Source organism: Kitasatospora sp. NPDC059812 (assembly GCF_042732075.1).
Taxonomy (GTDB): domain Bacteria; phylum Actinomycetota; class Actinomycetes; order Streptomycetales; family Streptomycetaceae; genus Kitasatospora.
This window is the reverse complement of the sequence record NZ_JBHWIO010000026.1, coordinates 86692-99068: the sequence shown is the minus strand read 5'-3', so window position 1 is coordinate 99068 and position 12377 is coordinate 86692. Positions and strand designations below refer to the sequence as shown.

Sequence of the window (12377 nt, the reverse complement as noted above, 5' to 3'; positions counted from 1 at the left end):
GTGAGGGGGGTGCGGGTTGGGCGACCCCCCCCCCCCCCGCCCCGGCGGGGCCCGGGGGGGCCCGCGCCGCCTCCTCCGCGGCGGCGGGGGGGAGGGCGCGGCCGGGCCCGGCCCGCCCGGGCCGGCGGCGGTCAGCCGGCCGTGCGGCCCGCGTCCCGACGAGCAGTGCGGCCCGCGTCGCGACGAGCCGCGTGGGCCGTGAGCAGCCGCTCCCGGGCCTGGTCGTCCTCGGCGGCCTGCACCGCCGTCCAGGCCAGCGCGACGGACGCCTGGAGCAGCGCCCGGTCGGCGGCCGGGGCCACGCAGGCCCGGGCGAACTCCGGCTGGTGGTTGACCGCGCCGCCGCTGTCGATGCCGATGCTGGGGTGCACGCTGGGCAGGACCCGGCTGACGTTGCCCATGTCGGTGCTGCCGGTGGGCATCGCGCGCTCCTCCTCCGGGGACACCAGGGGGCGGCCCAGTTCGGTCGCCGCCGCCCGGTAGGCCGCCACCAGGAACGGGTCGTGGGCCAGTTCGGCGTACGCGGGTGTCGAGCGGACCTCGTGGGTGCAGCCGGTGGCGACGGCGCCGCCCTCGAAGCAGGCCCTGACGCGTGCTTCGAGGCGCCCCAGGGACTCCATGTCGCCGGCCCGCAGGTTGTACAGGGCGCTGGTGTGCGCGGGGACCACGTTGGGCACCTCGCCGCCCCGGGTCACGATGCCGTGCACCTGCTGCCGCGGCTCGAAGTGCTGGCGGCCCACGCCGACGGCGACCTCCGCCACGGTCAGGGCGTCGGCGGCGTTGACGCCCAGGTGCGGGGCGAGTGCGGAGTGCGACTCCCGTCCGGTGTAGCGGACTTCGAGCTCGACCAGGGCGAGGGGGCGGGGAGCGCAGTTGTCCTCGGGGGCCGGGTGGACGAGCATCGCCATCGACACCTCGTCGAAGACGCCGGCCTCCAGCATGGCGATCTTGCCGCCGCCCTCCTCCTCGGCCGGGGTGCCCAGCACCATGACGGTGATGCCGAGGTCGTCGGCCACGTCCCTCAGCGCCAGGGCCGCGCCCACCGACGAGGCGGCGATGATGTTGTGGCCGCAGGCGTGGCCGAGGCCCGGCAGCGCGTCGTACTCCGCGCACAGCCCGACCGTGAGCGGGCCGCTGCCGTAGCGGGCGGTGAACGCGGTGTCCAGGCCGCCGGCGCCGGGCACCACCTCGAATCCCTCGTCCCGCAGCAGGCCGCTCACCTTGGCGGCGCTGCGGTGCTCCTTGAACGCGGTCTCCGGCTCGGCGTGAATACTCCTGGACAGTGCTATCAGTTCGTGTTCGGCGCGTTCGACGGTTTCGCGACAACCGCGCATGATCCGAGACGAGATTCGCATCTTCTCTTTCCCCTCCGCATGACCGGGATCTCCGTCGGCCGGATGGCCGGACAATTCCCTGGCCTTTTCCTTCCTACCGGAGTCTCCGACGAAAAGCGAGACCAGTCTGGAGAATTGACATGGCGTCACCGACAGATTCACTGACAGATTCACTGAAAGATCCACTGACAGCGTCACTGACATGGAACGTGCGGGCGGGCGACGGGGAACTCTCGGTCGAGATGATGCCCTGGTCGCTGCTGCGCGCGACCGGCTTCCCCTCCGGGCTCCTGGACGGGCTCGCGTCCGAGGAACTGCTCGGCACCGCCGCCGGGGTGCTCGCGGCGGAGCAGGCGGTCGCCGCCGAACGTACGCACTTCCTGGACGTGCTGTGGCCGGGGCTGCGCAAGGCCGTACGGACGGTCGAACCGCGCCAGCGGTCGCTGCGGGCCCTCCAGAGCTGCCGCCGGCTGGTGGACGGCGGCGCGCCCCTGGACGAGCGGTGCGCAGCGGTCCTCGCGGCGACCGGCGCGCCGGACTGGGCGCCCCGCTGGAACGCCCTGGTCGCCGCGCTCGGCGAGCGGCTGGCCGCGGCCGGAGCCGAACTGGAGGCGGCCCTGCTGCGGGCCCGGCTGCACACCGCACGGGCCGCCGGCCGCGAGGATTTCGGGCACGCCGTGTTCGTGTCGAACCCCTCGTTCCACCACACCGCCCTGGAGACGCCGCCGCTGACGCACCCGGGCTGGGCGCAGGCGCGGGACGACGGCGGCGCCCTGCCGCAGAGCCTGCGTCGCCGGGTCGACACCCTGCACCGCTATCTGCGCCGGTTCGCCACCAAGTGCGAGACCGTCTCGTTCTTCGGCCCGGTGCTGTTCGGCCGTCTGGTGCCGGAGCAGGAGGAGACCCTGCTGGTCGGCGCGCCCGGCCGCGAGAGGGTCGTGGTGGAGGCGAGCGCCTGGCTGGTGGAGGAGCTGCGGGAGCAGGCCGCACGCGAGGTGCCGCTGACGCGGCAGCGCGTGTGGCCCAGTCCGCTGTTCCGCCGGCCCGGCTCGTCCCCGGTGCTGGAACGGGCCGTGGACGGGCGCAGGTTCAAGGTCGCGGGGCCCGCGCTGGCGCTGTGGAGTGCCGCCGCCGCGGCGCCGGGGAGCCGGCTCGACTCGCTCGTCAGCGCCGCCGGCCCCGTGCCGCCGCCGCACCGGGCGGGAGCCGACGACACGTACGCCGCCGGGCTGGTGAAGGCGCTCGGGCCGGCCCTGGTCGTCTCCCCCTGGCGGCTGCCGGCGACCGAGCTGCACGCGCTGACCAGGCTCGCGGCCGAGCACCCCACGGACACGGCGGTGAACCTGGCGGAGGTCCGCGACACGTACGCGCGGGCGCCCTGGCCCGAGCGGGCGGCGCACCTCCTCGCCGTGCGGGCGGCCCGCGCGGCGGACGGCGGGCGGGTCTCGCAGGACAGCGGACGGCACTACGCCGACCGCGAGCTGTTCCACGAGGACAGGTCGAGTCCGGTGAGCGAGCGGGTCGGCTTCGGGGCGCCGGTCGTGGAGCGCATCCGGGAGGTCACCGAGGCGGTGTTCCCGCTGGTGTTCCTCGCGGCGCTGCTGGCCAGGGAGGACGCCCGCGACGCCCTGCGCGCCGAACTGGGGGGCGCCCCAGCTCCGCTCGCCGCACTGGCCGCACGGGACGTACCCGCTCGTTCACCGCGCCGCGACGGGCTGGACGCGGTGCTGCGCCGACTGGTCGGGCGGGCCGTGGAGGCCGCGGGAGCGGCCGACGGCCGCCCCCCGGTCGTGGAGCTGAGCGGCAGCGAACTGGCCGAAGCGCTGGCGCCGCTGTGGGACACCGTGACGTACGGCCCCGACGACGCGTGCCTGCCCAGCCCCGACCTGATGGTGGCGGGCCCCGACCCGGCCACCGCCGACTGGGTGCTCTCGGAGCTGCACGACGACTGCAGCTCGATCTTCGGGGGGCTGGAGCGTCCACTGCACAGCGACCCGGACGGGCTGTGGGCCGGCTTCACCGAGCGGGTGGCACGAGCCGTGCCGCCCGGGACCGCCGCGACCATCGTCTCGCGCCGGCGCAGCGCCCATGTGACCCCCGAACTCCCCGGTGCCGCCATCGAACTGAGCGGCCTCTCGGGCAAGGACCGGGCCGACGTGGTGCCGATCGCGGACGCCGTCGTGCCCGCTTCGGCCGACGCGGTGGTGGTGGGCGGCCGGCGGCGGCTGCTCTACCCCGGTGACCTGTCGTCGACGCTGCACCGCGCGGTGTCCAGGCCCGCGCTGGTCCCGGTGCCGGTCGACCTCGGCGCGTACACGCCCAGGATCGTGGTGGACGGTGTCGTGGTCCAGCGTGCCCGCTGGCGGCTGAGCATTCCGGAAAGGGCTCCGGAGAAGGCCGCGGACACCGTCACCCAGTGGTTGTCCGTACAGCGGCTGCGGGCCGCCCAGGGAATTCCACGCCACGTCTACGTGAAGCATCCGGCCGAACCGAAGCCGCTGTACGTCGATTTCGCCGATCCGCTGTCGGTGATCGATATCGCGCGACTTCCCGAAGGGGAAGTCGTCGTGTCCGAAATGCTGCCCACCCCGGACCAGTTGTGGTGGCGCGTGGCGGACGAAACGCATTGTGCCGAATTCCGTCTCGGCTGCATCGTGCGGCCGGTGACATCCGACAATCCGCCGACCCCGGAACAACAGGAAGAGAGCGCGTCATGACCGAGGACCTCCGCATCACCTCACTGGTGAGGGACGCTTACGACAAGGCCGCCGAGCAGTACGATTCCGCAGGTCAGATGATCTTCCACCCGCTGGGGAAGATGATCGCCGACACCCTGGAGCTCTCGCCGGGCGAGCGGGTGCTCGACATCGGCTGCGGGCGCGGCGCCTGCCTGTTCCCGATCGCCCACGCGGTGGGCCCGGAGGGCTTCGTGCTCGGCATCGACCAGGCCCAGGGCATGGTCGACGCCTGCACGGCCGACATCACGGCCCGCGGGGTCGCCGGCCGCGCCCGCGCGGAGCTGGGCAACGCCCAGGACTTCGCCTTCGCCGAGCCGTTCGACGCGGCGAGCGCCGGGATGGTCCTGTTCCTGCTGCCGGAGGCGGAGAAGGCCCTGTCCTGCGCCGCCGCGGCGCTGCGCCCCGGCGGCAGGTTCGCCGCGACCACCTTCCCCACCGAGAACGGCAGGCTGGCCGCCGGCTGGGAGTCCGCCGAGATCCTCTCCGGGGTGCTCGCCAAGTACCTCCCCGAGGGTGTGGACGACCCGTGGCAGGTGGTCCTGGGCCTCGGCGGCCCGCTGGCCGGTGAGGAGTCCACGGCCGCCGCCTTCCTCACCGCCGGCTTCAGCGATGTACGGATCCGCCACGTCCCGGCGAACTCCCGCTTCGAGACCATCGACGACTACCTGGCGTGGACCAGGACCGTGACCACCCGCGTGCAGTGGGACCTGGTGCCCGCGGAGCGGGTGGCCGAAGCGACCGACGAGGCGCGCGAGGCGCTGCGGGTGCTCGCGGGGCCGGACGGCTCCCTGGAGTTCTCCTGCCCGACCAGGACCGTGCTGGCCGTCCGCTGACGGCACGACCGCAACCGTCTACCAAGCGCTGAACACAGAGCCGAGAGGTGCGATGACATGGCTCCTGACACGACCCCTTCGCTGATCCGTCCGCTGTCCGAACTGCTCGGCGGACACGCCGCCCGGATCGGGGACAAGGTGGCCTTCGCCGACGCCCGGCGGGGCGTCGGCTACCGGGAACTGGATCTGCGGACCTCTCGGCTCGCCGGCCGGCTCGCCGCGCTGGGACTGGAAAACGGCGGCCGGGCCGCCGTCCTCATGGGCAACAGCGTGGAGATGGTGGAGAGCTGCCTCGCCGTCATCCGGGCGGGCGGCATCACCGTGCCGCTGAATCCGCAGGCGTCCGAGGCCGAACTGGTCCACTTCCTGCGGGACTCCGGGGCGTCGGTGGTGCTGTGCGACCCGGCGCGGCTCGACGTGCTGCTGCGCGCGGTGGCCGCGTCCGGCCCGTCCCGGCCCTCGATCGTGCTCACAGGCGACTCCCCCATGGCACCGGCGGACGCCTCCGGCGCAACCGCGGACATCACCGCGTACGAGACGCTCGCGGCCACCCCGTACGACGGGCCGGCGCCCGAAGAGAGCCCGCTCGACGCTCCGGCCTGGATGCTCTACACCTCGGGCACCACCGGCCGCCCCAAGGGGGTGCTCTACTCCCTGCGCAGCTCGCTGTGGCTGGTGGAGGCCTGCCACGTGGGTGTGCTCGGGATGACGCAGGACGACCGACTGCTGTGGCCGATGCCGCTGTTCCACGGCCTGGGCCAGAACCTGTGCGTCATGGCGGTCGTGGCCGTGGGCGCCGGCGCCCGGCTGATGAGCGGCTTCGCCCCTTCCGAGGTGCTGGACGCCCTGCGCGCGGACGGGGTGACCTTCCTCGCCGGGGTGCCGACGACGTACCACTACCTGCTGGACCGTGCCCGCCAGGAGCACACCCGGCTGCCGTCGCTGCGGCTCGGGTTCGTCGCCGGTTCGGCCAGCGGCGCCTCCCTCGGCAGCCGTTTCGAGGAGGCGTTCGGGGTCCCGCTGGTGGACCAGTACGGATCGACCGAGACCGGCGCGATCACCTCGAACCGGCCGACGGGCGACCGGGCGGCCGGAGCGGCCGGGCCGCCCGTCCCGGGGGTGGACATCCGCCTGGTGGACAACGGTTCCGGCGCCGAGGTGCCCGACGGCGAGCAGGGCGAGGTCTGGGTCAGCGGCCCCAACCTGATGCTGGGCTACCACGGGCAGCCCGACGCCACGGCGCAGGTACTGCGGGACGGCTGGTACCGCACGGGCGATCTGGCCCGCCGGGACGCCCTCGGGCAGGTGACCCTGACCGGCCGTCTCAAGGAGCTGATCATCCGGGGCGGCGAGAACATCCACCCCGTGGAGATCGAGGACGTGGTGCGCACGGCGCCGGGCGTGGCCGACGCGGCGGTGGGCGGGGAGCCCCACGAGGTGCTCGGCGAGGTGCCCGTCGTGTACGTGGTGCCCGGTCCCGAAGGCGTCGACGTCCAGGCGCTGTTCGAGCACTGCCGGACGCGGCTGTCCTTCTTCAAGGTGCCGGAGAAGGTGTACGCCGTCGAGCACGTTCCGCGCACCGCGTCCGGGAAGGTCACCCGGCATCTGCTGGCGGACGCGGACCCCCGGTTGCTCGGTACGGCGTCCACCGGCGGGCCCGGGGAGCGCGAGGGCCTCGGGGCCGAGCCCGACCGGGGCGAGTGGGCGGGCCGGCTCGCGGCGCTCACGGCGGCCGAACGGGCCCGGACGGTGCTGGACCTGGTCCGCGCCGAGGTGGCGCTCGCGCTCGGCGTCGAAGCCGAACGGGTCGCTCCCACACGGCCGTTCGTGGATCTCGGCCTCGGCTCCCTCGCCGTCGTGGCGGTCGGGCGGCGGCTGTGCGCGCTGGTCGGGCTGCGGCTCCCGGCGACGGCGGTGTTCGACCACCCGACGCCCGCCGCGTTCGCGGACCGGCTGGTCGCGGAGCTGACGGGGCCGTCGGACAGCTCCACGGCCGCCGAAGCGTTCCCGGACGGGCGTACGGCCCCCGCGGGGCCCGGCCCGGACGGCGCCGAGCCGATCGCCATCATCGGCATGGCCTGCCGCTTCCCCGGCGGGGTGGAGTCACCCGAGCAGCTGTGGGACCTCGTCGCCGCAGGCCGGGACGCCACCTCGGACTTCCCCGCCGACCGGGGCTGGGCACTGGACACCCTGTTCGACCCCGACCCCGACCACCCCGGCACCAGCTACGTCTCGCGCGGCGGCTTCCTGACCGACCCGTCCGCGTTCGACGCCGGATTCTTCGGCATAGCCCCGCGCGAGGCGACCGCGATGGACCCGCAGCAGCGGCTGATGCTGGAGATCGCCTGGGAGGCCTTCGAACGGGCGGGCCTCGATCCGACCGGCCTGGCCGGCTCGGAGACCGGCGTCTTCGCCGGCACCAAGGGACAGACGTACAGCACACTCGCCGCGCCCGGGTCCGAGTACGAGGGCCATCTCGGCTTCGCCACCTCGGGCAGCGTGATGTCCGGCCGGGTGGCCTACACCCTCGGCCTGCACGGCCCCGCCGTCACCGTCGACACGGCCTGCTCCGCGTCCCTGGTCGCCCTCCACCTGGCCTGCGGCTCCCTGCGCTCCGGTGAGTCGCGGCTCGCGCTCGCGGGCGGGGTCACGGTGATGTCCACCCCGGACGACATGATCACCTTCAGCAGGCACCGGGGCCTCGCCCCGGACGGCCGGGTGAAGGCCTTCGCCGGCGCGGCGGACGGCACCGCCTTCGGCGAGGGCGCGGGGGTGCTGCTGCTCGAACGGCTCTCCGACGCGCAGCGGGCGGGCCACCGGGTGCTCGCCGTGATCCGGGGCAGCGCCGTCAACCAGGACGGCGCGTCCAACGGGCTCACCGCGCCCAACGGCCGGGCGCAGCAGCGGGTGATCCGCCGGGCGCTCGCCAACGCCCGGGTGGCCGCCCACGAGGTCGACCTGGTCGAGGCCCACGGCACGGGGACCATGCTCGGCGACCCGATCGAGGCCGAGGCGATCCTCGCCGCGTACGGGCGCGGCCGGGATCCTCAACGGCCGCTGTGGCTCGGCTCGGTCAAGTCCAACATCGCCCACACCCAGGCCGCCGCGGGCATGGCCGGTGTCATCAAGCTGGTGGAGGCGATGCGGCACGCCGTCCTCCCGGCGACCCTGCACGTGGACCAGCCGTCGCCGCACGTCGACTGGTCGTCGGGGAACGTACGGCTGCTCGACGAGGCGCGGCCGTGGACGGCCGCCGACGGACGGCCCCGGCGCGCCGGGGTGTCCTCCTTCGCCATCAGCGGCACCAACGCCCATGTCGTCCTGGAGGAGGCGCCGCACTCCCCCTCGCCCGAGGAGGCCCCGGACCCGGTCTCGCCCGAGGGGACCCCGGCCCCGGTCTCGCCTGAGGAGACCCCGGCCCCGGTCCGGGCGCTCAGCGCCGTACCGTGGCTGCTGTCCGCGAAGTCCCCGGCCGCGCTGCGCGACCAGGCCCGCCGGCTGGAGTCGTTCCTGCGCGCGGAGCCCGACCGGGATGCCGTGGACGTGGGGCGCACCCTGGCACTGTCCCGGGCCGGGCTCGAACACCGGGCCGCCGTCGTCGCGGACCTCGGTCGCGGGGCGAACGGCGCGGACGGGGTGGAGGGCCTGCTGCGCGCCCTCGGCGCGCTCGCGGAGGGCGAGCCCGCGGCCGGACTGACCACGGATCATGCCGGTGCCGCCCGGACCACGGCATTCCTCTTCACCGGCCAGGGCTCCCAGTGGGCGGGCATGGCCCGTGAACTGTACGAGGCGTTCCCGGTGTTCGCCGAAGCGCTGGACGCGGTGTGCGACCATCTGGCGCCACAGGTACGGCAGTTGCTCCTCGCCGCCGCCGGCGACGCGGCGGACGACGGGCGCATCCATCGCACCGGTATCGCCCAACCCGCCCTGTTCGCACTGGAGGTCGCGCAGTTCGCGCTGCTGCGGTCCTGGGGTGTGCGTCCCGACGCGCTCGCCGGCCACTCCCTCGGCGAGCTGGCCGCCGCGCACGTCGCCGGGGTGTTCTCGCTGGCGGACGCGGCCCGGCTGGTCACCGCCCGGGGCGAGCTGATGCAGGCGCTGCCCGAAGGCGGCGCCATGATCGCGCTGGAGGCCACGGAGGACGAGGTCCTGCCGCTGCTCGCCGGCCGGGAGTCCCGGCTGGGGATCGCCGCCGTGAACGCGCCCCGGTCCGTCGTGGTCTCGGGCGACGAGGACGCCGCGGCGGAGGTCGCCCAGCTAGTGGCCGAACTTGGCGGCAGGACCAAGCGCCTGACGGTCAGTCATGCTTTCCATTCGCCCCGGATGGACGCGGTGCTGGAGGAGTTCGAGGCCGTGGCCCGGACCGTCGCCTACCGTGCGCCGGACCTGCCGATCGTCTCCACGGTCACCGGCGCCCTCGCCGGTGCGGAACTGCTGACACCCGCGTACTGGACCGGGCAGCTGCGCTCGGCCGTCCGGTTCGCCGCCGCGGTGGGGACCCTGCGGGAGCGGGGCACCGACACCTTCGTCGAACTCGGCCCGGACGCGTCCCTGACGGCCCTGGTGCGTCAGATCGCCGACGACGCCGACGAAGGTGATGGGGGTGGCCGGCCGAACGACCACCGCGCGCTGCCGGTCTCCCGGCGCGACCGGCCCGGTGCCGCGACCGCCGTCGCAGTCGCCGCCGCGCTCCACACCGCCGGTGTCCCGGTCGACTGGGCGGCGTTCTTCGACGGCACCGGCGCCCGCCACGTCACGCTGCCGACCTACGCCTTCCAGCGCAAGCGTTACTGGCTGCCCGCACTCGCCGGCCCCACCCCGGCACCGGTACCGGCCGCGATCGCGGAGGCGGAGGCGGAGGCCGCAGCCGAGGAGGCGGCCCCGTCCGGGCGGGTGCTCAAGCCGGGTGAGCGCCCGGAGGTCGCCGCCCGCCTGGCCGGCGTGCTCGCCGGCCTGGACGAGGAGAAGCAGCTCCTCCACATGATCGACCGGATCGCCACCCGGGTCGCGGCGGTGCTCGGCCACGACAGCGCGGACGCCATCGACCCCGACGTGCCGTTCCTCGAACTCGGCGTCGACTCCCTCATGGCCGTCGAGATGCGCAACCAGTTCAGCGACTTCTGCGGGGTGAGCCTGCGCCCGACGCTCGTCTTCGAGCACCCGACCCCGGCGGTGCTCGCCGACCACCTGCTCGCGAAGGTGCTGGCCGCGGTGTCCGCCACGCCGGGCGTCGACGAGGACGCGGTGGACTTCGCCGCCGAGGTCGTCCTGGCGGCGGACATCTCCCCCGCCGACGAGGTGATCCGGGTCGCGGACGACCCGCAGGAGGTGCTCCTCACCGGTGCGACCGGGTTCCTGGGCGCGTACCTGCTGCGCGACCTGCTGCGGACGACCCGTGCGACCGTGCACTGCCTGGTCCGCGGGGCCGACGAGGCGGACGCGTGGGCGCGGCTGCGCAAGAACCTTGAGTGGTACGAGTTCTGGGACGCCATCGACCCGGACCGGTTGTCCGTGGTCGTCGGCGATCTCGCCCGGCCGCTGCTGGGGCTGGCCCCCGAACGGTTCGACGCCCTCGCCCGCAGCGTGGACTGCGTCTACCACGCCGCCGCGACCGTCAACGGCCTCTACCCGTACTCGGCGTTGAAGGACGCGAACGTCACGGGCACCGCCGAGATCCTGCGCCTGGCCGCACGGCACCGCACCGTGCCCGTCCACCACGTCTCGTCCACCGGCGTGTTCGCCGCGGAGGCGGTCCCCGGGCAGGCGCTCCAGGTGACCGACCCGCCGGGCCCCGCCGAGGCGCTGTCGTCCGGCTACCGGCAGACGAAGCTGGTGGCGGAGCAGATCATCGAACTCGCCAGGGGGCGGGGCCTGCCGGTCTCGGTCTACCGGGTGGACGAGATCTCCGGCGACTCGGAGCGCGGCTTCTGCCAGACCCACGACTTCGTCTGGCTGAGCATGAAGGGCATCGTGCAGGCCGGTGCCGTCCCGCAGGATCCCGCCGGCATCTTCCACCTGGTGCCGGTCGACCACGTCAGCGCGGCGATCCTGCGGCTGTCCCGCGACGACCGGGCGGCGGGCCGCAACCACCACCTCGCCAACGGGACGCACCTCCCGTTCTCCGCGATGACGGAATCCCTCCGCTCCCTCGGCTACCGGCTGGACGAACTCCGCTGGGACGCCTGGGTGCGGCGCATCCGCGCCGACCGCGACAACGCGATGGTCCCGATGATCGACGCGTTCGAATCGACCATCTACAGCGGACGCAACCACTACCTGTCCGTCGACACCTCGCAGACCCGCGAGCTGCTGGCCGGTACCGGCGTCGACTGCCCGCCGATGACGCGTGAACTCTTCGAGAAGTACGTCGGGTTCTTCGTCCGCGTCGGCTACTTCCCCGAACCGGGCGTCGGCGCCGGGGGCGGCCTCGTCGACACCGGTACGCAGGCCCTCCGGGTCCGGGAGGCGGCGCGGGAGGACCTTCCGGCGATGGCAGGCATCTGCTTCGAGGCCTTCAACACCCTCAACGCCTCGCTCGGCCTCGCCCCGGAGTGGTCGTCGGTGGACGAGGTGACGGAGATGTTCCGGGACCGGCTCGCGGCCCCGGGCTGCCTCGCCTACGTGGCGGTCGACGGCGCGGACTCCGTGACGGGCTCCAACTTCCTGGTCCTGGGCGAGTCCGTCGCCGCCTTCGGCCCGCTCAGCGTCGCGCCCGGCGCGCAGGGCGGCGGCGTGGGCCGACTGCTGATGGACGAGGTGATCGGCGCGGCCGCCCGGCACGACCGCGGCTCGGTCCGGGCCGTCCAGGTGACCAACAACCTGGGCGCGTACCGGCTCTACTCCTCGCTCGGCTTCGTCCCGCACGAGCAGCTGTCCCTGGTCGCCGGGTACGCACCGCCCACCCCGGCGAACATGGCCGGCTTCACGGTGCGCGCGATGACCGAGGACGACGTGCCCGCGTGCCAGGAGCTGTACCGCTCGGTCAACGGCCATGCACGGGACGGCGAGATCCACATGGCGGCCAAGCGGGCCTTCGGCTGGTCGCAGCCGTACGTGGTCCTGGACCGGTCGAGCAGTGCGCTCGCCGGCTACACCACGGGCCTGTCCGACCTGGGCCATCTGACGGCGGTCTCGGAGGCCGCGGCACGGGCGCTCTACACGGGCGCCGGCGAGCTGATGCGCCGGGCCGTCCCCGACGGCGCGCCGCCCCGGCTGCGCATCCCGGGCCGGCTGCTGCCCGAGACCCTGAGCTGGGCGTTCCACACCCGGGGCATCACCCTGGAGCGGCTGGAGACCCTGGTGGCACGCGGCTCGTACACGGCGCCGCAGCAGGGGGTGTACTGCCCGGGGCTGTCCTACTGAGGCACCGCCGCAGGCGAGGGACACGTTGGTCCAAGCCCTGTCGTCCCGACGCGAGTCAGAAGGCCGTTGGCCGGGAGAAATCTCTGGCCAACGGCCCCAGCGGTCACGGC

4 protein-coding genes are annotated in these 12377 nt (G+C 74.3%); 3 read left to right on the top strand and 1 reads right to left on the bottom strand.

The features are described 5' to 3' along the window. Positions 1–131: 131 nt before the first annotated feature. Entirely contained in the window at positions 132–1355 is a 1224-nt protein-coding gene (locus tag ACFV6D_RS15995; RefSeq protein ID WP_380560176.1) for a M20 family metallopeptidase, read from the bottom strand. 221 nt (positions 1356–1576) lie between these two features. Between ACFV6D_RS15995 and ACFV6D_RS15990 the strand changes: the two genes are divergently transcribed. The 3 genes from ACFV6D_RS15990 to ACFV6D_RS15980 are packed head-to-tail and all read left to right on the top strand — an operon-like array spanning position 1577 to position 12267. Beyond that, positions 1577–4051: a lantibiotic dehydratase gene (locus ACFV6D_RS15990; protein ID WP_380560174.1), complete on the top strand. Its 2475-nt coding sequence runs from the start codon at positions 1577–1579 to the stop codon at positions 4049–4051. Next, positions 4048–4905, top strand: a complete 858-nt coding sequence (locus ACFV6D_RS15985) for a class I SAM-dependent methyltransferase (protein WP_380560172.1) — start codon at positions 4048–4050, stop codon at positions 4903–4905. Before ACFV6D_RS15990 ends, ACFV6D_RS15985 begins: the two co-directional genes overlap by 4 nt. 57 nt (positions 4906–4962) lie before the next feature. Further along, complete coding sequence (locus ACFV6D_RS15980; RefSeq protein ID WP_380560170.1) at positions 4963–12267, top strand: thioester reductase domain-containing protein; 7305 nt, start codon at positions 4963–4965, stop codon at positions 12265–12267. Positions 12268–12377 lie beyond the last annotated feature (110 nt).

Bases quoted from the DNA above. Each gene is read 5' to 3' on its own strand.
- ACFV6D_RS15995 (WP_380560176.1), bottom strand. From the start codon at position 1,355: ATGCGAATCTCGTCTCGGATCATGCGCGGTTGTCGCGAAACCGTCGAA.
- ACFV6D_RS15990 (WP_380560174.1), top strand. From the start codon at position 1,577: ATGATGCCCTGGTCGCTGCTGCGCGCGACCGGCTTCCCCTCCGGGCTC.
- ACFV6D_RS15985 (WP_380560172.1), top strand. From the start codon at position 4,048: ATGACCGAGGACCTCCGCATCACCTCACTGGTGAGGGACGCTTACGAC.
- ACFV6D_RS15980 (WP_380560170.1), top strand. From the start codon at position 4,963: ATGGCTCCTGACACGACCCCTTCGCTGATCCGTCCGCTGTCCGAACTG.